The sequence below is a fragment of the Mesorhizobium sp. LCM 4577 genome (assembly GCF_001854795.2).
GTDB classification, from domain to species: domain Bacteria; phylum Pseudomonadota; class Alphaproteobacteria; order Rhizobiales; family Rhizobiaceae; genus Mesorhizobium; species Mesorhizobium plurifarium.
On record NZ_MDDU01000004.1, the window covers coordinates 177,849 to 199,975 of the forward strand.

At 64.3% G+C, this 22,127-nt stretch carries 23 protein-coding genes; 10 read left to right on the forward strand and 13 right to left on the reverse strand.

All coding sequences use genetic code 11. The annotated features are described in order from the left end of the window. Positions 1 to 14 precede the first annotated feature (14 nt). Positions 15 to 290, reverse strand: coding sequence for a hypothetical protein (locus LCM4577_RS09360; RefSeq protein WP_064745069.1), 276 nt, complete (start codon positions 288 to 290; stop codon positions 15 to 17). A 368-nt stretch (positions 291 to 658) separates the two neighbouring features. Beyond that, complete coding sequence (locus LCM4577_RS09365; RefSeq protein ID WP_041010701.1) at positions 659 to 850, reverse strand: hypothetical protein; 192 nt, start codon at positions 848 to 850, stop codon at positions 659 to 661. Positions 851 to 1,256: 406 nt separating this feature from the next. On the opposite strand from LCM4577_RS09365, the gene LCM4577_RS09370 reads away from it, so the two are divergent. Continuing rightward, a complete protein-coding gene (locus tag LCM4577_RS09370) occupies positions 1,257 to 1,637 on the forward strand; it encodes a cupin domain-containing protein (RefSeq protein WP_040980493.1) in 381 nt (126 codons plus the stop codon). A gap of 294 nt (positions 1,638 to 1,931) precedes the next feature. Continuing rightward, complete coding sequence (gene dinB / locus LCM4577_RS09375; RefSeq protein ID WP_071030843.1) at positions 1,932 to 3,197, forward strand: DNA polymerase IV; 1,266 nt, start codon at positions 1,932 to 1,934, stop codon at positions 3,195 to 3,197. A gap of 11 nt (positions 3,198 to 3,208) precedes the next feature. On the opposite strand, the gene LCM4577_RS09380 is transcribed toward dinB, so the two are convergent. The 7 genes from LCM4577_RS09380 to LCM4577_RS09410 all read right to left on the reverse strand — a co-directional run bounded on the left by LCM4577_RS09380 (position 3,209) and on the right by LCM4577_RS09410 (position 9,584). Next, positions 3,209 to 4,081 carry an aldose 1-epimerase gene (locus LCM4577_RS09380; protein WP_071030842.1) on the reverse strand — a complete coding sequence of 291 codons (873 nt, stop codon included), beginning with the start codon at positions 4,079 to 4,081 and terminating at the stop codon, positions 3,209 to 3,211. A 4-nt stretch (positions 4,082 to 4,085) separates the two neighbouring features. Further along, on the reverse strand, positions 4,086 to 4,841 hold the full coding sequence (locus LCM4577_RS09385; RefSeq protein WP_071070877.1) for an SDR family oxidoreductase: 756 nt from the start codon (positions 4,839 to 4,841) through the stop codon (positions 4,086 to 4,088). Positions 4,842 to 4,851: 10 nt separating this feature from the next. Continuing rightward, entirely contained in the window at positions 4,852 to 5,583 is a 732-nt protein-coding gene (locus LCM4577_RS09390) for an ATP-binding cassette domain-containing protein (protein WP_071030840.1), read from the reverse strand. A gap of 4 nt (positions 5,584 to 5,587) precedes the next feature. Continuing rightward, a complete protein-coding gene (locus LCM4577_RS09395; protein WP_040980483.1) occupies positions 5,588 to 6,565 on the reverse strand; it encodes an ABC transporter permease in 978 nt (325 codons plus the stop codon). Positions 6,566 to 6,645: 80 nt separating this feature from the next. Then, positions 6,646 to 7,623, reverse strand: coding sequence for a sugar ABC transporter substrate-binding protein (locus LCM4577_RS09400; protein ID WP_041010696.1), 978 nt, complete (start codon positions 7,621 to 7,623; stop codon positions 6,646 to 6,648). Positions 7,624 to 7,646: 23 nt separating this feature from the next. Continuing rightward, a complete protein-coding gene (locus tag LCM4577_RS09405) occupies positions 7,647 to 8,849 on the reverse strand; it encodes a mandelate racemase/muconate lactonizing enzyme family protein (protein WP_071070879.1) in 1,203 nt (400 codons plus the stop codon). A 15-nt stretch (positions 8,850 to 8,864) separates the two neighbouring features. Next, positions 8,865 to 9,584, reverse strand: a complete 720-nt coding sequence (locus LCM4577_RS09410; RefSeq protein WP_052457644.1) for a FadR/GntR family transcriptional regulator — start codon at positions 9,582 to 9,584, stop codon at positions 8,865 to 8,867. A gap of 101 nt (positions 9,585 to 9,685) precedes the next feature. Here LCM4577_RS09410 and LCM4577_RS09415 point away from each other — a divergent pair, with 101 nt between their 5' ends. The 3 genes from LCM4577_RS09415 (at position 9,686) to LCM4577_RS09425 (ending at position 11,988) form a co-directional block, all read left to right on the forward strand. After that, positions 9,686 to 10,585, forward strand: a complete 900-nt coding sequence (locus LCM4577_RS09415) for an SMP-30/gluconolactonase/LRE family protein (RefSeq protein WP_071070881.1) — start codon at positions 9,686 to 9,688, stop codon at positions 10,583 to 10,585. 165 nt (positions 10,586 to 10,750) lie between these two features. Then, positions 10,751 to 11,128, forward strand: a complete 378-nt coding sequence (locus LCM4577_RS09420; RefSeq protein WP_071070883.1) for a GFA family protein — start codon at positions 10,751 to 10,753, stop codon at positions 11,126 to 11,128. Positions 11,129 to 11,283: 155 nt separating this feature from the next. Next, positions 11,284 to 11,988 carry an SDR family oxidoreductase gene (locus LCM4577_RS09425; RefSeq protein WP_040980977.1) on the forward strand — a complete coding sequence of 235 codons (705 nt, stop codon included), beginning with the start codon at positions 11,284 to 11,286 and terminating at the stop codon, positions 11,986 to 11,988. Positions 11,989 to 12,027: 39 nt separating this feature from the next. On the opposite strand, the gene LCM4577_RS09430 is transcribed toward LCM4577_RS09425, so the two are convergent. After that, a complete protein-coding gene (locus tag LCM4577_RS09430; RefSeq protein WP_040980475.1) occupies positions 12,028 to 12,258 on the reverse strand; it encodes a hypothetical protein in 231 nt (76 codons plus the stop codon). Between the two features lie 89 nt (positions 12,259 to 12,347). Then, positions 12,348 to 12,791, reverse strand: a complete 444-nt coding sequence (locus LCM4577_RS09435) for an SRPBCC family protein (protein ID WP_041010693.1) — start codon at positions 12,789 to 12,791, stop codon at positions 12,348 to 12,350. A 124-nt stretch (positions 12,792 to 12,915) separates the two neighbouring features. On the opposite strand from LCM4577_RS09435, the gene LCM4577_RS09440 reads away from it, so the two are divergent. From LCM4577_RS09440 to LCM4577_RS09455, 4 genes are all read left to right on the forward strand, one after another. After that, positions 12,916 to 13,707: a pyrroline-5-carboxylate reductase gene (locus LCM4577_RS09440; protein WP_071030983.1), complete on the forward strand. Its 792-nt coding sequence runs from the start codon at positions 12,916 to 12,918 to the stop codon at positions 13,705 to 13,707. 314 nt (positions 13,708 to 14,021) lie between these two features. Next, positions 14,022 to 15,446 carry a family 16 glycosylhydrolase gene (locus LCM4577_RS09445; RefSeq protein WP_071030836.1) on the forward strand — a complete coding sequence of 475 codons (1,425 nt, stop codon included), beginning with the start codon at positions 14,022 to 14,024 and terminating at the stop codon, positions 15,444 to 15,446. A 12-nt stretch (positions 15,447 to 15,458) separates the two neighbouring features. Continuing rightward, a complete protein-coding gene (locus tag LCM4577_RS09450; protein ID WP_071070885.1) occupies positions 15,459 to 17,204 on the forward strand; it encodes a type I secretion system permease/ATPase in 1,746 nt (581 codons plus the stop codon). 3 nt (positions 17,205 to 17,207) lie between these two features. Then, a complete protein-coding gene (locus LCM4577_RS09455) occupies positions 17,208 to 18,524 on the forward strand; it encodes an HlyD family type I secretion periplasmic adaptor subunit (RefSeq protein ID WP_071070887.1) in 1,317 nt (438 codons plus the stop codon). Positions 18,525 to 19,178: 654 nt separating this feature from the next. On the opposite strand, the gene LCM4577_RS09460 is transcribed toward LCM4577_RS09455, so the two are convergent. Both LCM4577_RS09460 and LCM4577_RS09465 read right to left on the reverse strand, forming a co-directional pair. Then, positions 19,179 to 19,532, reverse strand: coding sequence for a RidA family protein (locus tag LCM4577_RS09460; RefSeq protein WP_040980468.1), 354 nt, complete (start codon positions 19,530 to 19,532; stop codon positions 19,179 to 19,181). A 24-nt stretch (positions 19,533 to 19,556) separates the two neighbouring features. Then, positions 19,557 to 20,690 carry an FAD-binding oxidoreductase gene (locus LCM4577_RS09465; RefSeq protein WP_040980466.1) on the reverse strand — a complete coding sequence of 378 codons (1,134 nt, stop codon included), beginning with the start codon at positions 20,688 to 20,690 and terminating at the stop codon, positions 19,557 to 19,559. A 434-nt stretch (positions 20,691 to 21,124) separates the two neighbouring features. On the opposite strand from LCM4577_RS09465, the gene LCM4577_RS09470 reads away from it, so the two are divergent. Then, positions 21,125 to 22,126, forward strand: a complete 1,002-nt coding sequence (locus LCM4577_RS09470; protein ID WP_040980464.1) for an ornithine cyclodeaminase family protein — start codon at positions 21,125 to 21,127, stop codon at positions 22,124 to 22,126. Position 22,127 lies beyond the last annotated feature (1 nt).

The following is a 22,127-nucleotide window of genomic DNA, read 5'->3' on the forward strand; positions in this document are numbered from 1 at the left end:
CGCCATCCCTTCGCTCATTCAACGGCATGAGCCACGGGCTGGTTCCCCCGCCTGCCTTCATCGGGCGGCCTAACGGGCGCGAGCTTGAGATCGAAGCGGACCGGCAGGCACGGCTCGACACAGGCCTTGCGCACCGATCCTGTCGCGATCGTGTCGATCGGAAGAAGGATCACCATCTGGGCCTGGCGTTGCGGCAAGAGCGGCCTGCCGAAGAGGAGGAAGACGCCGCCAATCAACACCGCCAGAAACAGCGCTGCAAACAGGTTCGCGATCATGTTGCCGAGTTGCATGGTCAGCAACTCCAAGGGGCTTCAACAGGGAAGGAGTGCCTGCCATATCGCAGGAATGGCAGGCACTCCGTGATCAACCGCCGATGAAGGGACTTTGTCCGGCGGCTTGCTACCAAATGAAATTGATGTCCTCTTGTTTCTTACAAATCGATGTCTCGGGCCTCTGCGTTCCATGGGTGAGACTTCAGTCTGAAGATGGTCCAGACAGTTGATACGCATCTAGCCGGATGCCTGGCGGAACGTTGTTTTTTGCCAATCCACTCTCGGCCCGCGTGTTCTTGGAAACCGCGGGCCATTCCTTGACGCGGTGGACCCCACATCGAGCATCGAGTCCGCTCCATATGTCCGAGCGATTGAGCTCGCGATACTCAGTCCTCGACGTCCATCGGCTGATGGCCGGGCTGCTGGTGCCACAGCACCTGGCGATAATCCGTCAGTTCGACGACCTGGGCGCAGACCGGACAGACATAGCTGTCGCAGCACTGGCGAAGCGCCGGCGGGCCGCGACGGGCGGCAATGACCGGCGGGCGCGAATAGCCTTTCACGGCTGGATCAAGCATCGGTTTCCTCCTGGTGGTTGTTGATTATCCCGCCCAAAAGTTTGTCCCCTCGCCCGGACATGTTGCGCCGGCGCGGCGTTCGGCCAGCGCTGAAGCAGGTGGGCGTCATGCTTATAGGGATTGCGAAAAGGCGCGACGGTATCGCTTTGATCTTTGCCGAGGGTCGCATCGAATTCTCCTGTCGAGCGAGAACGGATGGGTCCCTCAACCACCGCCGTGCCAGTGCGAAAACAGGAAAGCACCCGGCGATCAGGTCCGCAATAACTTTCGACGAGAAGCGCCAAAATCTCCCGGTCGAGGAATGCCTCCAATTACATTAGCGAACTCTCATAATAAGGCGTATGTATGAGACAGCGGTCGCCGACGATCGCAATGTCAGGCGCCGCTTCACATATGGGAGGATGCCGTGGCTGAAACTGCTGTGAATGTGACGAAGCTCGAATCCAAATCACACAACAATCCCGACGAGGTCCGCGCGCCGGCCAAGACGCGTGTCGAGATCGTCCGGCTGCCGGGCTATACGCTCGGGCGGATGAACATGCAGCCGGGCTGGAAGTGGTCGGAATGCGTGAAACCGGTGGTCAAGACCGACAGTTGCCAAGTCTCGCATGTCGGCTATGTCGTGTCCGGCTCGATCACGGTGCGGCTGACCGACGGCACGCAAAAGACCTTCGAGGCCGGCTCTTCCTATACCATCCCGCCCGGCCACGACGCCTGGGTGGAAGGCAATCAGCCGTTCCAATGCATTGAGGTCCTGAGTGCCGAGCAATACGCCAAGCCGGCATAGCGCAGTCGATCGCCTTCGAAGGTGAGACGGCAGAAGCTGGGGTCGTCCCAGACCTCGGCACAGAAGCGAAGAGCGGGTGGCCCTGAGGCGCCCCTCTTTCGCTTGCGGCAACATTTCCTCAGGACGCAACCTGCGCTCTATCTGCGGCTGTAGCCACAGGTTGTGGAACCTTGCACGTTCAAACGTGGCGGCTTGACAGAGAACTTCTTTTGTTCTCTTTATGTTCCGCTAATTCCCCTTACAAAAGATGCAGCTAATGCTGCAATGCCACACAAATGGCCATGGGAGCGTTTGATGGCCGCCACCACGACCACCGCTGCGGCCGCCACCATCCTGCATGCCGATCTCGACGCCTTCTACGCTTCCGTCGAACAGCTGCTCGATCCATCATTGCGCGGCAAGCCGATCGCCGTCGGCGGCGGCGTTGTGCTGGCCGCCTCCTACGAGGCCAAGGTGTTTGGCGTCCGCGGCGGCATGCCCGGCCGCAAGGCGCGCGAGCTGTGCCCGCAGCTCATCTTCGTGGGCGGGCGCTTCAGCGAGTATCAGCGCCTCGGCGACGCGGCGATCAAGGTACTCGACGATTTCACGCCTCTGGTCGAACGCATCTCGATCGACGAGGCCTTTGCCGACGTCGCCGGCTGCACGCATCTGTTCGGGTCGCCGCAGGAGATCGCGCGAAAGATCCGCGAGCGGGTGAAGGCCGAGCTCGGCCTGCCGATTTCGATCGGCGTGGCGCGGACGAAGCATCTCGCCAAGATCGCCTCGCAGGTGGCCAAGCCCGACGGGCTGGTGGTGGTCGAGCCCGGTAGCGAGCTCGCTTTCCTGCACGACCTGCCCGTAACGCTGATGTGGGGTGTCGGCCCGGCGACCAAGGCGAGACTCGCCGAGATCGGCGTCGAGACGATCGGGCAGCTGGCGCGCACGCATAGCGGCGCGCTGGAGCGGCTGATCGGCCACGCCGCCGGCCAGAAGCTCGCCGCGCTCGCCTGGAACCGCGACCCGCGCAAGCTCGAGACGCATCGGCGCGCACATTCCGCCGGTGCGCAGTCGGCGCTGGGCCGCAAGCCCGCGCTGCCGCGCGTCTTCGTGCCGACGCTGCTGCATCTGGCCGACCGCGTCGCGAGCCGGTTGCGCACCAAGGACCGGCCCGGGCGCACGGTCACCGTGCGTGTACGCTTCGCCGATATGCGCGCCGTCACCCGCTCCGTCACGCTGGAGCAGCCGATCCAGGCCACCACCATGCTCGCCGAGATCGCCGAGGAGCTGGTTCGCGGCGTGCTCGCCGCCCATCCGGGCGAGCGGGATATCTCGCTGCTCGCTATCTCCGTCTCGCATCTGGAGGAGCATGCCGAGCTGCAGCTCGAACTGCCGCTCGGCCTCGCCGACGAGAAGCTCAGGCCCGGCAGCCGCAAGGGCCTTGCCCGCTTCGGCGCCGACCGCGCCGTCGACAAGATTCGCCAGCGCTTCGGCAAGGAGGCAGTGGGCTATGGCACGGTGGCGCTGGAAGGCACGCGCTCGGTGCCGGACGGGTTCAGGGAGCTGGCGGAGAAGGAGTTGTAGAGGGCGGGTGCTCAATCCGTCTCCACGACCGCCCAATCCAGCCGCATGGTCGCGCTCATCGCCTCCCCATCTTCGAGCACAGTCAGCCCCTCGCCATGATGCGCGTCGACCGGGTGCGAGACCGGCTCGAAGCAGAAGAAGTCGGCATCGCGCGACGGCGAATAGAGGATGTAGACGTCGAGTTCCGGCGAAGCGATGAGCGTGACCTTGATCCCGTCCTCGATCTGCGAGATCGAGGCGCGACGGTCCCATCCGTCGAAGGCGTTGTTCACCCACTCCGGCGGCAGCGGCGTGGCCTGCGCGAAATCCCAGCCCGGATGCTGGCTCACCGGCACGACGCCGGCAGGCAAATGGCGCTCGTCCTCAAGCCAGACTCGTTTCGCCTTCGCCTTCAGCAGGGTTGTGTCGCCGCGCGGGAACCAGGGATGGAAACCGAGGCCGTAAGGCAGGCGCATACCGGCGCGGTTCTCCACCGTGAGGCGCGCCTCCAGCGCTCCGTTCCGCAGCGCGTAGGCCACCGAGGCCCTGTAGCGATAAGGGCCGATCGCGCCGTCATCGAGGGCGAGTTCGGCTTCCCTGTCGGTATGGCGGACAAGCCGCCACGGCTTCTGGAAACCGTCGCCATGGATCGGGAAAGCTTCGCCAGGCACATTCGGCTCGACGGCATGAAAGCGGCCGTCGAAGGTGAAGCCCCCGCCGGAGATGCGGTTCGACCACGGCACGAGGAGCTGGCAACCAGACGCGCCGGTGCCATCGCCAGGCTTCAGCACGGGAACTGGCGCGGTGCCGACGACCAGAGCGTCATAGCGGGCGATCGCAGCGCCCTTCTCAGGCGCCAAGACCAATCTCGACTGCCCGTCGTTCAGCTCGATCGCGCCGGCCATGCCCTCACCAGCCGCCGTCGACGGCGATGTTCTGGCCGCTGATCATGTCGGAGGCGGGCGAGACCAGGAACARCACGAGATCGGCGACGTTGTCCGGCTCGATGCGCTTCTTCAGGCTCTGGTTCGCGAGGATCCAGTCATTGTACTCCTTCAACCGATCGCCGAAGACGCGCTCTTCCGCCTCCGAGACCACCGCGCCCGGCGACACGGCATTCACCCTGATGCCATGCGGCCCGAGCTCGCGCGCCAGCGACTTGGTGAGGCCAAGCATGGCGCCTTTCGACGCGACATAGGGCACATAGCCGTCCCAGCGGCCGTTCAGGGTGATCGAGCAGAAGTTGACGATCTTGCCATAGCCCTTGGCCTTCATGCCTGGAGCGCAGGCCCGCGCGAGCGCGAAGGCGGCCGAGGAATTGACGCGGATCTGGTCCTCATACTCGGCGAGCGAGAATTCCTCGAACGGCCGATTGATGATCAGCGCCGCGTTGTTGATCAATATGTCGATGCCGCCTTCCCTCGCCGCCAGCGCCGCAACCGCCGCTTCGGCCTCGGCCAGCCGGTTGAGATCGCAGCCGACGAAGGCGATATCGCCCGAAGCCTGGCCGGCCAACCCGGCGACGATCTCCACCGCGTTCGCGGCATCAGGACGGTCGAGCACCATTACGCGCGCGCCGGCCCGCGCCAGCGTCACCGCCTGGGCGCGGCCGAGCGAGCCGAGGCCGCCTGTCAGCAGCACGTTACGACMAGCGAGCACCTTCATTGCCTATTCCTCACAGCACAGAATGGACTTCGTCGATCGAGGTGTCCGCGACACGCTTGTCCAGCACCACCTCGCCGCGCGCCATCGCCACGATGCGGTCGCAGCAGTCGAAGACGTGGTGCATGTTGTGGCTGATGAAGACGCCGGTCACCCCCTGCTCCTTGAGCCCGCGCACGAAGCCGATCACCTTGTTGGTCTCCTTGACCGACAGATGATTGGTCGGCTCGTCGAGGATCATCACCTTGGACTTGAAATGCATGGCGCGCGCGATGGCGACGCCCTGGCGCTGGCCGCCGGACAGCTCGCCGACGAGCGCGTCGGGCGAGCGCAGATGCAGGTCGACATTGGCGATGGCGCGGATGCTCTCCTCGGCCATCTTCTTCTGGTCGAGGATGCCGACGCCGAGGATCGAGAACCGGGTCGGCTCGCGGCCGATGAACAGGTTTCGGGCGATCGACATGGTGGGGACCATGGAGTTGTACTGGTAGATGGTCTCGATGCCGAGATCCATGGCGTCGCGCGGCGTGGCGATGCTGACCGCCCTGCCCTCGACCTGGATCTCGCCCTGGTCGGCGCGGTGGACGCCCGACAGGATGTTGATCAGCGTGGACTTGCCGGCGCCGTTGTCGCCGACCAGGCCGAGCGCCTCGCCGCGCCGGAAGTCGAGCGAGACGCCTTTCAGCGCATGCACGCCGGAATACCATTTGTGCAGGTCACGCACCGAGATGATCGCGTCGCTCACCGCTTCAGCCCTCCATCTTGATGGCCTTGGCGCGCTTGCGCATCCAGGCATTGGCGACGACGGCGAAGATGGTGAGGAAGCCGATGGCGAACTTGAACCAGTTGGCGTCGACATGGCTGAGCACAAGCCCGTTGTCGATGACGCGGATCAGCGTCGTGCCGATGATGCCGCCCATCACCGTGCCGATGCCGCCGGTGAGCGAGGCGCCGCCGATGACCGCGGCGGCAACCGCCTGCAGTTCCAGCCCTTCGCCGATCGAAGGCAGGGGCGAGCCCAGCCGCAGCACTTGCAGCATGCCGGCAAAGCCGGACAGGACCGAGCACAGCATGAAGCAGACGATCTTGACCCTGGCGGTCGGGATGCCCATCGAGGCGGCGGCCGGCAGGAAGCCGCCGGTGGCCTTGATCCAATTGCCGAAATTGGTGCGCGACAGCATCAGTGAGGTCAGCACCGCGACCGCCACGAACCACAGGAAAGACATGCGGAACATGTTGCCGGGGCCGACGAAGGAGGTGAACAGCCAGTTGGGCAGGTCGGCGGGCAACAGCGGCGGGAAGCCGCCCGAGACCACGACCGTGAGCGAGCGCGCCATGAACAGCATGCCGAGCGTGGTGATGAAGCTCGGAATCGCGAAGCGGATGGTGACGTAGCCGTTGATGAAGCCGATCGCCGCCGCGACCAGCAGTCCGGCGAGCAGCGCCAGGGGGAACGGCCAGCCATGCACCATCAGCACCGCCATCGACATCGGCATCAGCGCGAAGACCGAGCCGACCGAGAGGTCGAACTCGCCGCTGATCATCAGGATGGTGACACCGATGGCGACGAGGCCAGCCTCGGGCAGGATGCCGAGAATGCCGCGCAGGTTGTCGGCGTTCAGGAACACGCCATGCGAGCGCACCTGGAACAGGACGATGAGCAGCACCAGAAGGATCAACCCGGCCAGCTCCGGTTTTTCGAGATAGGTCTTGAACAGGCGCTTCAACGCAAGGCTCCGGAGGTTCGGGATTCAGGCGCATCGGCGACGGTAGGCGTCGCCGATGCGGGTCTCGCTATTTGAGGAGCTTACCTCAGTCCCTGCGCGGACAGCGCCATGATACTGTCGGCTTCCTTCGGCCTCACGATGCCCTGGCCGGTGTCGATGTCGGACGGGGCAAGGCCGATCTTCTTGTTGAGATAGGCCTCCATCACCGGCATGAAGCCCTGCATGTAGGGCTGCTGGTCGACCAGGGCCTGGACGTAGCCCTTTTGCATCTGCTGCAGCACCTCGGGAACGAGGTCGAAGCCACCCAGCAGCACCTTGCCCGGCGCCACGCCGCGATCGGCCAGCACGCGCGCCACGCCGGCGCACCAGAAGCCGGTGTCGAAATAGGCCGTGGTCTCGGGATGGGCGTTCAGATAGGCGCCGACGCGGTCGGAGGTGATGGCGAGATCGGTGCCGCTGTCGATGCGCTCCCACGACACGTCGCGGTCCTTATGCGCGGCCTTGTACTCTTCGAGGAACTGCATGATGCCGGCGCCGCGGCTTTCCGACCAGTTCTGGCCGGGAGCCGAAATGCCGACCAGCACCTTGATCGGGCCGTCCTTCGGGAAGCTCTCGGAAATCGCCTTGGCGAGCGAATAGCCGGCCGGCTTGAAGCCCTGGCCGACGAAAGCCTGCCGCGCATTGCCCTTGGCGCCCTCGGTGTCGTCGACATTGACGGCGATCACCAGCACGCCGGCGTCGCGCGCCTCCTTGATGACGTCGTCCAAGGCGTGATCGTCGACGATGGAGGTCAACAGCGCGTCGGGCTTGGCGGCAAGGGCTGCGCGCATGTTCGCGACCTGCTGCTCGACCGAGCCCTCGGTCTGGGTGAAGACCATGTTGCAGTTCGCCTCGACCTTGGCGCACGCGTCGTCGAACCCCTTCTTCACCGCCTGCCAGAAGGTGTTCGAGGCCGACGAGTGATGGGTGAAGACGATGTTGAGCCCGTCGGCGCGGGCAACGGACTGGCCGCCGATCAGGGCGACGCCGAGCAATAACATTGCGGTGAGTTTCTTCATGTCTGTTCCTCCCTTTGGATTTTTCAGATGCCTGTCCCGTCGCTGACGCGACGGCGGACGGTGTAGGCGCGGCCGAGTTCCGGGTTGAGCGCCAAGCCTAACCCCGGCCCGGGCGGCACGGTGATCATGCCGTCCTTCACTTCCGGCAGCGCGGTGACCAGATCGCGGTACCAGGTGCGGTAGAAGGCGCGCACGCTTTCCTGGACCAACGCGTTGGGCGCATTGAGCGAAAGATGCGTCGAGGCGGCGAGCACGACCGGACCGGTGCAGTCATGCGGCGCCACCGGCAGCCGCCACGCCTCGGCCATCGAGGCGATCTTGCGCGCTTCCGACAGGCCGCCGCACCAGGAGATGTCGAGCATGACGATGCCGGCCGCTCCCGTCTCCAAGAGGTCGCGGAAAGCCCAGCGGCTGCCCAGCGTCTCCGAGGCTGAGATCGGCGCCGGGCTGGCCGCTGCGTAGCGCTTCAGGTCGCCGAGGCTGTCCATGCGGATCGGGTCCTCGTGCCAGTAGGTGGCGTAAGGTTGCAGAGCGCGCGCGATCTTCATGGCCGGCAAGAGCTGCCACATGGAGTGGAACTCGACCATGACGTCCATCTTGTCGCCGACGGCTTTGCGAATCTTTTCAAACGGTTCGAGCGCCGCCTTCAGGTCGGCGGCTGAAATGTCGTTGCCGCGCGTCTTTTCCGCCGCGTGGTCGAACGGCCAGATCTTCATGGCCGTGATGCCGTCGTCCAGCAATTCCTCGGCCAGCTCGCCGGCGCGGGTGAGGAAGCTGTTGAGGTCGTCATAGTCGCGGCCGGCGCCGATGCCGTAATTGGCCGTCGTCTGGCCCTTGTCGTCCTTGATGTATTCGGTGCCGGCGCAGGTGTTGTAGGTGCGGATGGAACGGCGACTGAAGCCGCCGAGCAATTGCGCGACCGGCTGGCCGGTAGCCTTGCCGAAGATGTCCCACAGCGCGATGTCGAAGGCCGAGTTGCCGCGCACTTCGGCGCCGCTGGAGCGGAAGCCGAGATAACCGACGAGATCGGCGGCGAGCAGGTCGATCTGCAGCGGATCGCGGCCAATCACCCTGGGCGCGACATATTCGTGCAGATACTCCTCGACAGTGCGCGACAGGAAGAAGGTCTCGCCGAGCCCGGTGATGCCCTCGTCGGTATGGACTTCGACCCAGAGCAGGTTCGGCCGCTCCTCGATGCGGATGGTTTCGATGGCGGTGATCTTCATCGGGCTGCCCCCATGCTAGGCGATCCCCGCGTCGATGAGCGCCTTGACGCTCTTGTCGAAATGCTCGGCCATGTGCTCGGCCGCCAGCCGTGGATCGCCCTTCAGGATGGCGTCGGCGATGTCCTCGTGGCCCTTGATCATCTTGAGTTGGGCCTCGTCGGACGAGCGGGTCCGCCAGCCAATCACCCAGGTGCGCCGCGTGACCCCGCTGAAGGCGGTGACGATCAGCGAAAAAACAGGATTGTGCGAAGCCGCCGCGATCGCCTCGTGGAAGGCGATGTCGTGCTCCATGACCGCCTCGGGGTTCCTGAAATTCTCGCGCATCTGCCGGGCCGACTGGGCAATCGCCGCGGCCTCCTGGTCGGTGCGGCGCAATGCGGCAAGCGCAACCGTGCGCATCTCGATGGTGCGCCTGACGTCATAGACCTGCTGCACGCTGATCTGCTGGGTGGTGATGCCGTGCTCGATCACCATCGACATGGCGCCGGTATCGAGCTTGGCGACAGTGGCGCGGCGCCCCGCGCTCATGTCGATGAGGCGCATCGCCGACAGTGAGCGGAAGGCCTCGCGCACGACGGTACGCGAGACGTTGAGCTGGCGCGTCATGGCAGCTTCGCTAGGCAGCGGATCGCCCGGCGCAAGGCCTTCCGAGCGGATGTGCTGGGTGATGGCCTGGATCGCCGTGCTGACCAGTCCGGGATTCGGTTCGCCCGGTGGATCTGTCTGCTCCTGCATTCCGTTCCCTCAAAAACCTGTATGACAGGTTGTTATTAAATTGCTCATAATTCAAACGAAAGATATATGTCAAGTGCATTTCCGAGAGACGGAGGAGCCACATGCCCGAAACCGATGCCACCCTGATCTTCGACGCGCGCGACGTGGTCGGCGAGAGCCTGGTGTGGGACGACCGCCGCGRCAGGCTGGTCTGGGTCGACATCATCGGCCGCCGGATCCATCGGCTGGACCCTTCGACAGGAGCGCATGAAAGCTGGCCGACAGCCGACCTCGTTACCTCGGTCGGCCTGCGCGCCGATGGCGGCGCCATAGTCGGGTTGCGCAAGAACATCGCGCTCTGGGATTTCGGCGGACCGTTCCGGGCATTCGCGGCGATCGAGGCCAGCCTGCCGGACTCGCGGCTCAATGAAGGCGTGGTCGCGCCGGACGGCTCTTTCTGGGTCGGCACCATGGCCAACAATATCGGGCCGGACGACGCGCCGATGGCGATCACAAGCGATGAGGGCCGGCTCTACCGGGTCGGCTCAAGCGGCGACGTGAGGCGCCTCAGCGAAGACCGGTTCGGCATCACCAACACGATGGTATGGCTGCCCGACGGACGCTTCATCACCGCGGACACGATGAAGAACGCGCTTTACAGCTATGATTGGGACCGGAAGGCTGGACGGCTCGGCGAAGCGCTCCCCTTCTTCACCGGCTTCGAGCGCGGCCTGCCGGACGGCTCATGCCTCGACGCCGAGGGCTATGTCTGGAACTGCAGGGTGGTTGGCGGAAGCTGCCTCGCCCGTATCGCGCCCGACGGCAGGCTCGACCGGATCGTCGAGCTGCCTTGCAGTTGGCCGACGAGCTGCGCTTTCGGCGGCGCGGACCTCGACATGCTGTTCGTGACCTCCGCGCGCTTCACGATGAGCGCGGAGCATCTTGCCGCCAACCCCTTCGAGGGCGGCCTGTTCGCGCTCAAGCCCGGGGTGCGCGGCACGCCCGCCAACCGCTTCGGATGATCCCCCACCGAAGGGCGCCGATGAGTGCATTCAAGGTCTGAGCGAGGCGCGCGAACCGCCAATCTCCAGGCAATGCGAAATAGCCGCCGCGCCAAGGCGCCTCGAAATATTGATTGCCGGGCGCGGCGAGGCGCGCGAAGCATTCATATCAACATGAGGCAACCCATGCGAGCCGCATCCTGTGCCTGCGGGCAACTGAAGATCTCTTGTGACGGCGAGCCGAGACTGGTGGCGCTGTGCCACTGCCTCGACTGCCAGAGGCGGACCGGCAGCACTTACGGCATTGCCGCTTTCTTTGCGCGCACCGCGGTCAGGGCCGAAGGGACTGCCAGCACCTACAGGCGGTTGTCCGACGGCGGCCATGCGGTCACCTTCCATTTCTGCCCGCATTGCGGCTCCAGTGTCTTCTGGGAGCCGGAGCGCAAGCCGGACGCGATCGCGGTGGCGGTCGGATGCTTTGCCGATCCGGACTTTCCCTCGCCGACGCGCATTGCATGGGAGGAGAGAAGGCATGCGTGGGTAGGCAATCCGGGCGCGAAATAGCTTGATGCCGGCGCCGAAGCCGCCGCCCCCTTGTGTGGGAAATTAGGCGCTCCGCGGCTTCGCCAATCGCCTTGGTGCAATCCATTCCGGTTCGTGCCCCGCCCGGTCCATGCTAACAAAAGCGCTTTCAACAATTCCAACGAATGGACAGCGACATGGCAGGCGAAAAAGTAGCTCTGGTGACGGCGGGCGGCAGCGGCATGGGGGCCGCGGCGGCCAAGCGCCTGGCGGCGGATGGCTTCAAGGTCGGCGTGCTCTCCTCCTCCGGCAAGGGCGAGGCTCTGGGCAAGGAACTTGGCGGCTTCGGCGTCACCGGCTCCAACCAGTCGAACGAGGACCTGAAGCGCCTCACCGATGGCGCGCTGGAGCGTTGGGGGCGCATCGACGTGCTTGTCAACAGCGCCGGCCACGGACCGCGCGCGCAGATCGTCGAGATCAGCGACGAGGACTGGCACAAGGGCATCGACACCTATTTCCTCAATGCCGTGCGCCCGACCAGGCTGGTGACGCCGGTGATGCAGAAACAGAAGGGCGGCGTCATCATCAACATCTCGACCGCCTGGGCGTTCGAGCCAAGCGCGATGTTCCCGACCTCGGCCGTGGCGCGCGCCGGACTTGCCGCCTTCACCAAGATCTTCGCCGACACCTACGCGGCCGACAACATCCGCATGAACAATGTGCTGCCCGGCTGGATCGACAGCCTGCCGGCCACGAACGAGCGTCGCGACAGCGTGCCGCTGAAGCGCTACGGCACGTCGGAAGAGATCGCCGCGACGATCTCGTTCCTGGCTTCGGACGGGGCTGCCTACATCACCGGACAGAACATCCGGGTCGACGGCGGCATCACAAGAGCTCTGTGAGATCAGGGGCGGCGCGAGACAAAGAGGCGTCGCTTCGGATCATCCGGGCCTGCGTGAATTGAGGACCCACAGAAAGGCTATCGAAGCCACCAGGACAATCGAATTGCCGATCACGATGTTCCAGAACCGTGTCGGATCGTCCGCCAGGGCGACCCAATGCAACTTGCCCCGGACCTCGCCTGTCCTGATGCCGCAGGCAATGTTGTAGATCGCGATGGCGGCGAGCGCCGCCATCAGGACAAAAAGGTCGTTGTTCTTGTTGCGATCCATGGCAGCGGCTTTTATCAGCGCTTGGTGAAATATTGCTTACCTTGGGTGAGGCGGCGGCCGTTGCAACGGCCGCCGTGCGCTTCGCGGACCTACTGGTTGATCTCCGGCTCGACGAGCTTGGCCAGGTTGCGCAACGATTCCTGCCAGCCGAGATAGCAGGCCTCGGCGGGGATGGCGTCCGGGATGCCGGCCTGGGTGATGTTGATCTCGGTGCCGACCGACACTTTCTTCAGGATCACGGTCACCTCGATCTGGCCTGGCAAATTGGGATCGTCGAAGCGGTCGGTGTAGCGCAGGCGCTCGCCCGGGACGAGCTCGACAAATTCGCCGCCGAAGGAATGGCTGTCGCCGGTGGTGAAGTTGCGGAAAGACATCTTGTAGGTTCCGCCGACCTTGCCCTCGAACTCGTGCACCGTGCAGGTGAAGCCGTTCGGGGGCAGCCACTTCGCCAACGCATCCGCCTCGATGAATGCGCGGTAGACCTTCTCCGGCTTGGTCGCCAGAACGCGGTGCAGTTGGATGGTGCTCGGCATATCTCGATATCCTTCCTTTGTTGATCGATGCCCCAAGGACGGGCGCGCCCCAGCCGATCCGACAGAGGCTGTCAAATTTTTTGACCCGCGGCTACCGTATCGGCCTGCAACGGAGGCAATGGACATGGGCACCGCAATCAGGCTGGGCATCGTCGGCGGCGCGGGCTGGCTGGGCGGCGCCATCGCGAGCGCCGCGCTCCAGGCCAGCGTCGTCAGCGCGCAGGACCTCGCCCTCTCCTACCGGAGCGCGAGGCCGGATCGTTTCGCCGGTGCATTCTGGACCGACGACAACCAGGCGCTCGCCGACCGCTCGGACGTGGTCGTGCTTTCGGTGCGGCCGCAGGACTGGTCCGCGCTCGCCATCGACGCGAAGGGCAAGCTGGTGATCTCGGTGATGGCCGGCATCCGCCTTGCCGAAATCGGCGAGAAGCACGGCACGCGCCGCGTGGTGCGCACGCTGCCCAACGCCGCCGCCGAGGTCGCCAAATCCTACACGCCATGGATCGCGAGCAGCGACGCGACCGGAGAAGACCGCGCCATCGTGCGCGCGATCTTTTCCGCCTGCGGCTGCCAAGACGAGGTCGGCAGCGAGCGCGACATCGATTATCTCACCGGCCTGACCGGCTCCGGCCCTGCCTTCCCCGCCCTGCTGGCAGACGCCATGATGCGCCACGCCATTGCCTTCGGCCTCGAGCCCGCCGTGGCTCAGCGCGCCGTCAACACGGTGCTCATCGGCAGTGGCCGCATGCTCGACTTGAAGGACGCTTCCCCGGCCGACACGGTAAAAGCCTTCCTGGGCTATCGCGGCACCACCGCCGCGGCGATTGAGACGATGCGCAAAACCGGGTTCGATGAGGCTGTCGCCGAGGGACTGACGGCGGCGTTCGAGAAGTCGATCGCGATGGGCGAGGCATGAGCCGAGGATCCAATCCAGAAGGTCAAAACTCAATCGACCGCCCGCTGCGACGAATGCATCCATTCGCGGCTATCTGCACGATCTTTTGGCAGAAAACCTTGCAAAATTAAGTAAAATTGAGAACAACTCTCGCCATAATTGTATTAGGTATCACTTATTCTATCTTTGCAAAAATATCGATAAAAATACTGCCGATTTTCTCTGTACTATTTGCTTATTTTCGGGAACGATAATCCGTGTTGCAAATTGGTTCGATGCAGGCGCTCGAACCTGCAATGAGCCATCCGGGCGGGGCAGCGCGGAAGGAGTGTCCGATGAGCTTCGTCGTCAACGCGGTAGGCGTTCCTCTTTACTATAGCGGCGCTTCCAATCATTGGTTTTCGGCGACGTCCGGACCGACGTTCAACGGCAGCAGCGGCAATGACTCAATCTGGGCCTCCAGCGGCGTCAACGTCACCATGTATGGCGGCGCCGGTGACGATATCTATTACCTTTATTCGGCGGGCAACAAGGTGGTCGAAAACGCTGGCCAGGGCGTCGACACCATCAACACATGGATGAGCTATACGCTGCCGGACAATGTCGAAAACCTCGTCGTCACCAATGCCCACAACTACGCCTTCGGCAATGCGCTGGACAACATCATCACCGCCACCGCGGGCGGCCAGACGATCGACGGCGGCGCGGGCAACGACGTGCTGATCGACGGCGGCGGCGGCGCCGATATTTTCATCATCGCCAAGGGCAACGGCAGCGACTCGATCGTCAATTTCGCCTCGAACGATGCCGTGCGGCTCGATGGCTACGGATTCACGTCGTTTGCCGCCATCCACGACAGCATGATCCAGGCGGGACCCAATGTGGTGCTGAACCTCGGATCGGGCGAGATCCTCGAATTCAAGAACACCACGATCGACAAACTGCAGCCCAACAATTTTCAGCTGCCGATCGACAAGTCCGGCATGACGCTGTCCTTCAGCGACGAATTCAACTCGCTCAATCTTCACAACGCCCAGGGCGGCACCTGGGACACCAATTTCTGGTGGGGCGCGCCGAACGGCAGCACGCTCACCCGCAACGGCGAGCTGCAGTGGTACATAGACGCCAATTACGGCCCGACCAGTTCGGTGCATCCGTTCAGCGTGCAGGATGGGGTCCTCACCATCACCGCGGCGCAGGCGCCTGCCGACATCAAGCCGCTGATCAACAATTACGAATACACCTCCGGCATCCTGACCACTCACGACACCTTCTCGCAGACCTACGGTTATTTCGAAATGAAGGCAGACCTGCCGGAAAACGCCGGCGCCTGGCCGGCCTTCTGGCTGCTGCCGGAAGATGGCTCCTGGCCGCCGGAACTCGACGTGATGGAAATGTATGGCCAGAAGCCGAATTCGCTGCTGATGACCGCCCATACCAACGAAACCGGCCAGCACACGACGGTGGGATCGACGGTGAACGTCATGGATACCGCCGGCTTCCATACCTATGGCCTGCTGTGGACGCCGGACAAGCTGGTGTGGACCTATGACGGCGTGCAGGTCGCCGAAGCGGCGACGCCATCCGACATGAACAAGCCGATGTACATGCTGGTGGACCTTGCGATCGGCGGCCAGGCCGGGGCGCCGCCGGATCATCTGGCCACGCCGGCCGAGATGAAGATCGACTATATCCGCGCCTATACGTTGGACGAAGTGCAGCAGAGCCATTTGAACGTCACAGGCGAGCACACAGCCTAGGCGGTCAAGCCAATGTCACGGGAGAGCGCTCCGGGTGCGATCAGGCAGGCCGGCCTGCGGCCGATCTTCCTGCGCGCCGTAACCGATGTCGGCCTGTTCTCGCTGCTCATCAACCTTCTGCTGCTGGTGATCCCGCTTTACCTACTCCAGGTCTATGACCGGGTGCTGCCCTCCTCCAGCGTCGAGACGCTTGTCTATCTGTCGGTCATCGCGGTCGCGGCGCTTGGTTTCCTCGGCTTCCTCGACGCCATCCGCGCCGTCTACACGCAGCGCGTCGCCGCAACGGTCAATGACAGTCTGGGCGCCAGAACATTCGCCGCTTCGCTCGGCTCCGGCAATGCGCCGTCGCCRCTCACCGACCTTGCCTCGGTCTGCGCCTTCATCCGCTCGCGCGGTGTTTCGGTGCTGTTCGACCTGCCCTTCGCGCCGGTCTTCCTCGCATTGCTCTACCTGATCCATCCGCTGCTATTCTGGGTCACGCTCGGCGGCGCGGCGCTGCTGGTCGTGCTGGTCTTCGCCAACCAGCTTGCCATCGGCAGGAACGATGCGCTTTCGGCGGAGCGTTCGGCTCTGGCCAGCCGGGCCGAGCAGGCCTTTGCCCGCAACGCCGACACGCTGCGCGCCATGGGCATGGTGGAAAACGCCGCGCGCGCATGGGGGCGGCATGTTGCCGAGGCGCTTGTCCTGCATGACCGCTCGGCCGGCGCCAACGCCGTCTTCAGCGGCGCTTCCAGGGCGCTGCGCATGATGCTGCAGCTGGCGATCCTCGGCACCGGCGCCTGGCTGGTGCTCAAGAGCGAAATGACGGCCGGCATGATCTTCGCCTCGTCACTGGTGTCGTCGCGCGCGCTGCAGCCGCTCGACCAGTTGATCGGTTCCTGGCGGCAACTGGGCGAGGCCAGGCGCGCCTGGACGCGGCTTGAGAGCGCGCTTTCGGCGCAGCCGGTAGAGGCGAGCAAGCTCATCCTGCCCGAGCCGACCGGCGCCATCTTGGCGCAGGATCTTTTCTTCATCGCGCCGAATGCCACCTTCGGCGCCGAGCCGGTCCTGAAGCGGTTGAGCTTCGCGATAGCCGCCGGCGAAGCGGTGGCGATCGTCGGCCCGAGCGGCGCCGGCAAATCGACGCTGGCGCGACTGCTCGTCGGCGCCGCGCCGCCGACCGGCGGCTCGGTCAGGATCGACGGCGCCGAGCTCAGGACCTGGGACGAAAACCAACTCGGCCGGCACATCGGCTATCTGGCGCAGGAGGTGGAGCTTTTCCCCGGCTCGATCGCCGACAACATCGCGCGCTTCGACGCGAAGGCCGACGACGCGGCAATCGTCGAGGCGGCAAAGCGCGCCGAGGCGCATGAGCTGATCCTGACCATGCGCGACGGCTATCAGACGAGAGTGGCCGGGACGCTGTCGGGCGGCGAGCGGCAGCGGATCGGGCTGGCGCGCGCCTTCTACGGCAACCCCCGCATCCTGGTGCTGGATGAGCCGAGCACGCATCTCGACGGCGCCGGAGAGACCGCGCTGGAAGCGGTGCTTGCCGCCGCCCGCGCCGCTGGCGTCACCACGATCGTCATCACGCATCGCCCYTCGATCGCCACGGCTTGCGATCGCGTGATGGTCTTGCGCGGTGGTGTCATCGAGGCGTTCGGGCCAAGCGCCGAGGTGCTGCGCCAGCCGRCTAAAGCCGCGCAGCGGAGCACGGTGGTGACCGGATCGTTCACGCCGACCATCCGCGCCGCGCCGACCGTCCGCCACGGGTCCTGAACGATGACGCAGAGCCTCGCCTTCGATGGCCGCCCGCGCACGGATTTCCGCCGCACCGCCTTGGCCGGCTACGCGGCAATCGCGCTTCTTATCGGCGGCTTCGGCTATTGGGCAGCGAGCGCGCCGTTGGCAGGCGCGGTGATCACGCAAGGTACGATCGCGGCGACCGGCGGCAACATCCTCATCCAGCATCGCGAGGGCGGCATCATCAAGCAATTGCTGGTGCATGAAGGCGACCGCGTGCGCGAAGGCAAGGATCTCATCCTGCTCGACCGGACCGCTGCAGAGGCCGATCTCAACCGGCTGACAAGACAATGGATCGCGCTCAAGGCAAGTGCGGCGCGGCTGGAGGCCGAGCGCGACGGGCTCGCCACGCTGGCGCCGATCGCCGAGCCCGCCCCGGCGCCGTTCCAGCAGGACTTCGAAAATCTGATCCGCGAACAGCAGAAGGAGTTCGACGCCAGGCTGGCGCGGTTCCGCTCGGAGCAATCGATCCTGGCGCAGCGCGTCGCCATGCACCGCGAGTCGGTCAAAGGGCTGAACGCGCAGAAAACGGCCATCGAACAGCAGGCTGAAGTGGTGAAGAAGGAGCTCGGCATCAAGACCGACCTGCTCGACAAGGGCCTCACCAATCGCACCGAATATTCGCAGCTCTTGCGCTCCGAGGCCGACCTTGTCGGCCAGGCAGGCGCGCTGGAGGCCGATCTTGCCTCTGCCAACACGCAGATCGTGGAGGCGCAGGCGCAGACAGAGCGCGCCACCACGCAGCGCGTCGAGGAAGCACTGACCAAGCTCGACGATGTGCGCACCAACCTCGCCGACATCGAGGAGCGGATGCGCGCGGCGCGAGCGGTGCTCAAGCGCACGACGATCACCGCGCCGGCGGCAGGCATCGTCGTGTCCTCGACCTATAATTCGCAAGGCAGCGTGGTGGCGCCCGGCGAAAAGATCATGGAGATCCTGCCCACGGCCTCGGGCCTGGTGGTCGACGCGAGGCTGCGGCCGAAGGACATCGACCAGGTGCATGTGGGCCAGCCGGCAAAGCTCAGGCTCTCCGCGCTCAACACGCGGCTCACGCCGGAAGTTCCGGCCACGGTAAGCGAAATTTCCGCTGACAGGCTGATCGACCAGGCCACGCACGAACCCTATTTCCGCGCTAGGCTGAAGATCACCGAAGCCCTGCCCGCCGGCGTGAAGGCCGAGCAGCTCTACCCCGGCACCCCGGTCGACGCTTTCATCAGCACCGGCGACCGGACTTTCTTCGAGTATCTGGTCCGTCCGATGGTGGATTCTTTCGCGCGGGCGTTCAGGGAGCGGTAGGCGGGCGGAAGCGGGGCCCTCCCGATCATTTCGGTCGCCGCGACCTCGAGGCAATTCGCGGGAACAGGACTCCCGGTGCCGCTAATCGAGATACGGGATGCGTGCAACGGATCGATTCGGATGGCTGGAACGCTGCGGATCGCGAAGGTATATTCCGACGAGATCAAGACGTTTTTTAGTAATTCAAGAGCGATAGCTTGCCAGCCCCGACAACATTGGAGAGGGATGAAATATGGACAGTCGCATAACCGCTTTTTCAGCGGCAGTACTTGCTTCAGTTGTTCTTTCCGCCTGCCAGTCTCAGACCATTGACGAGATCGCCGCGGGCAACCGCGCCTCTTATCAACGGGCCTGCTCGGGCGCGGGCTTCAGTCCCGGAACGTCAGATTTCGACAATTGCATGAACCGCCAAGCCAGCACGTCGGGCAGGGAACTGCCGAAAAATGCGAATGGTCCTGCGCAACCTCAACAGCCTATGAATTGTGACACGCAAACCACCACGACCACGAGCGATGACGGGTCGACCACCACAACGCGGACAAAACAGCGTTGCTCGCCAAGCAGTTCGTCGGACGACGATTCTTGATATTAGAACCTGGCGAGCGAGAACAGAACATTGACGCAACTGCGGAACGGCTCAGCGCACGCCCGAGATTAGGAGCCTGCGGCGGTAAGCTGGATTTCGACACGGATATCGGGCAACGCGAAGCTTGCTCCGACCGTAGCGCGCGCCGGCGGCTCCGCGCCGTCGAGCCAGACGACCCAAGCCTTGTTCATCGCGTCGAAATCCGCGACGTCCTTCAGCCAGATTTGCGCGCACAGCAGCCGCGACCGATCGGCGCCAACGCTCTTTAGAAGCGCGTCGGCCTTCTGCAATATCTGCCTGGTCTGGCCGGCCGTGTCGGCTTTTCTGTCGTCTGCCGTCAGGCCCGAAAGATAGATCGTGCCCTTGTGGACGACGATCCGGCTGAGCTTCTCGTCCTTCTGGTGCCGTTCAATTTTCGCCATCGTGAACCTGTGTCCGAAGAGAGATCATGCGTGCGCGCCGGCGCGTTTCGCGCTCGCCTGGAAAAAGCGCTGGGGACGGAACGTCTCCATCTCTTCATGGACCTTGCCGCGCACGACCTCGTCGGCGACCACCCTGCCCAATTGCGGCGCGATGGTGACCCCGCTATGCGTCACCGCCATATAGTGACCGACGATGTCCGGCATCGCGCCGGCGCAGGTGTAGCCGTCCTCCGGAAAAGGCCGAACCGTGGTGCGGATGGCTTCCACGCCTGCGGAGCGGAGCGCAGGCAGGACCTTGCTCGCCGCCTCAAGCAGCGTCGCCGCCTCGTCACCGGCGGGGCTCAGTGTCTCCGGTTTCTTGAAGGTCAAGTCCACCGAAACCTTATGGATCATGATGCGGCCGGCGCCGTCGGGCCGTATATCCAGATCGTCGGCATGTAACTGGCTGCGCAGCGTCAGCGCCACCGGCGGGGTGAAGGCGAGAACGCCGATCGTCGAGGACAGCGGGATGCCTTGGGCATCGCCTAGCCTTTGGCTCGACCAGCCGCCGGTGCAGTTGATGACGGCATCGGCAGCGTAGCGCTCGCCATCCGCGGTGCGCGCCGCACGGACGCGGCCGCCTTCGGTTTCGATCTCGGTCACGCGCGCACTGACCTTCACCTGCGCGCCCCAGCGCTCTCTCGCCGCCCGCAAAAGCCAAGCAGAATAGAGGACCGGATCGATCCAGCCCTCCTCCGGATAATAGGAGACCGGACAATCGCCAATGGCCCGGATGTCGATATCGGGCTCCATCTCGGCAACCAGTTTCCTGTCGATCCACTCGACGCCGTAGCCCCATTCCTTCATCTGCCGAAAATTCTCGAAATAGTCGTCCATCGACTCCGGCACGGTCCGCCAATCGAAACTGCCGGTTTGCGTGAACCAGGGCGCGGCGCCGAAGTCGCGCTTCAGCTCTAGATGAGCGCGCATGCCCGCAACGTTGAGATCGAAATAGGGCCGCGGCCGCTTGGTCGTCGCATTCGTCCAGGCGAAGCTTACCGCTGATGTGCCTCCCGCTATCCTGCCGGCCTCGAGCACGACGACACTTGCTCCCGCCTTGGCGCATTCATAAGCGGCGGAGCTGCCGACGATGCCGGAACCGATAACCACGACGCGCATAAGAATAACCTCCAACAATCCGTTACTCTTCTCGCCAATCCTTTGTTTTAATATTGGCCAGAAATTTCATTTCATCCCGACAGCCAATCAATCGAAATATGGCACGTATTTCATTAAGATACTGTCGACTAAATAGACTATATTTTCTACATCGCCAGATGATTTGCCACAGATATTCCGGAAGAGCATTCGAGTTTGCTGAAAAACAGTGCAACGGGCGGGCAATCACGGTCAATTGAACTGGCCGCTGCCGTTGATGGCCAAAAGTTATGAACCGGCGCGTGCCGCGATCCGTCGCGCATGATCCGGCATGGGCAACTTCCCGCGCGAAGTTATGAAAGTCGTAAGCAGGAGCTCGGGATGGCAGTGTTAGGCTTGGCGAGCCGGGCGCACGCCCAGGCGCCCAAAGGTTTTGCAATGGAAGAGACCGCAAGGTGAATGCCGAAAGCGAATTCCTATTGATCGACAAGAACGCGATCCGGCAGGCCTTGACGCTTCCCCTGGCGCTTGAAGCGACCGAGGCGGCGCTGCTCAAGACCTCAAACGGCACGGCACGCCAGCAGATCAGGCGCACGCTGGACCTGCCGGGGGCGGTCGGCAGCTGCCTATCGCTGATGTATGCGGCACTGGACGACCGGCCGCTGTTCGGCGCGAAGGTGCTGTCGGTGTTTCCCGGCAATTTCGCGCATGGGCTTGGCTCCCATCGCGGCGGTGTCTTCCTGTTCGACAAGGATCACGGGCGGCCCGTGGCCCTGATCGACGGCGGAGAGCTGACGGCGTGGCGGACTGCGGCGGCCAGCGCGGTCGCGACAAAAGCGCTATCGCGCCCGGACAGCTCCACGCTGACCGTCTTCGGCTATGGCGAGCAGGCCCGCCGGCACGTCGAGGCCATTTCACAGGTGCGGCCGATCCGGGCGGTCCATGTCTGGGGCCGCGACCCCGCCAAGGCGCAGCGCTTCGCGGAGAGCCTGTCGACCGCCGGCTTCGGAGCTGGTGCGCATCCCGACGCCGCCGAAGCCGTTCGCGGGGCCGACATCATCTGCACGACGACATCGTCCGAGCAGCCGGTGCTGTTCGGCAAATGGCTACCGCCCGGGGTCCATGTCAACGCGGTCGGCGCGAGCGTCGCCTCATGTCGCGAGATTGACCTCGAATGCGTGCGCAGATCGAAGATTTGGGTCGATTACCTGCCCATGGCACTTGCGGCCGCGGGCGAGCTGATCGAGGCGATCGAGAGAGGCGAGATCGGCCGCGACCATGTTCGCGGCGAGATCGGCGAGGTGCTGGCGGGCGCGAAGCCCGGCCGCGCCGGCGATGTCGACATCACCCTCTATCGGTCCCTCGGCGTTCCCGCCCAAGACATCGAGCTCGCCAATCTTGTCTATGCCCGCGCCCGCGACGCGGGACTGGGCACTTCGATCGATTTCAGGTTGTGAC

Bases quoted from the DNA above. Each gene is read 5' to 3' on its own strand.
- LCM4577_RS09360 (WP_064745069.1), bottom strand. From the start codon at position 290: ATGCAACTCGGCAACATGATCGCGAACCTGTTTGCAGCGCTGTTTCTG.
- LCM4577_RS09365 (WP_041010701.1), bottom strand. From the start codon at position 850: ATGCTTGATCCAGCCGTGAAAGGCTATTCGCGCCCGCCGGTCATTGCC.
- dinB (WP_071030843.1), top strand. From the start codon at position 1,932: ATGGCCGCCACCACGACCACCGCTGCGGCCGCCACCATCCTGCATGCC.
- LCM4577_RS09380 (WP_071030842.1), bottom strand. From the start codon at position 4,081: ATGGCCGGCGCGATCGAGCTGAACGACGGGCAGTCGAGATTGGTCTTG.
- LCM4577_RS09400 (WP_041010696.1), bottom strand. From the start codon at position 7,623: ATGAAGAAACTCACCGCAATGTTATTGCTCGGCGTCGCCCTGATCGGC.
- LCM4577_RS09405 (WP_071070879.1), bottom strand. From the start codon at position 8,849: ATGAAGATCACCGCCATCGAAACCATCCGCATCGAGGAGCGGCCGAAC.
- LCM4577_RS09410 (WP_052457644.1), bottom strand. From the start codon at position 9,584: ATGCAGGAGCAGACAGATCCACCGGGCGAACCGAATCCCGGACTGGTC.
- LCM4577_RS09420 (WP_071070883.1), top strand. From the start codon at position 10,751: ATGCGAGCCGCATCCTGTGCCTGCGGGCAACTGAAGATCTCTTGTGAC.
- LCM4577_RS09425 (WP_040980977.1), top strand. From the start codon at position 11,284: ATGGCAGGCGAAAAAGTAGCTCTGGTGACGGCGGGCGGCAGCGGCATG.
- LCM4577_RS09430 (WP_040980475.1), bottom strand. From the start codon at position 12,258: ATGGATCGCAACAAGAACAACGACCTTTTTGTCCTGATGGCGGCGCTC.
- LCM4577_RS09435 (WP_041010693.1), bottom strand. From the start codon at position 12,791: ATGCCGAGCACCATCCAACTGCACCGCGTTCTGGCGACCAAGCCGGAG.
- LCM4577_RS09440 (WP_071030983.1), top strand. From the start codon at position 12,916: ATGGGCACCGCAATCAGGCTGGGCATCGTCGGCGGCGCGGGCTGGCTG.
- LCM4577_RS09445 (WP_071030836.1), top strand. From the start codon at position 14,022: ATGAGCTTCGTCGTCAACGCGGTAGGCGTTCCTCTTTACTATAGCGGC.
- LCM4577_RS09455 (WP_071070887.1), top strand. From the start codon at position 17,208: ATGACGCAGAGCCTCGCCTTCGATGGCCGCCCGCGCACGGATTTCCGC.
- LCM4577_RS09460 (WP_040980468.1), bottom strand. From the start codon at position 19,532: ATGGCGAAAATTGAACGGCACCAGAAGGACGAGAAGCTCAGCCGGATC.
- LCM4577_RS09465 (WP_040980466.1), bottom strand. From the start codon at position 20,690: ATGCGCGTCGTGGTTATCGGTTCCGGCATCGTCGGCAGCTCCGCCGCT.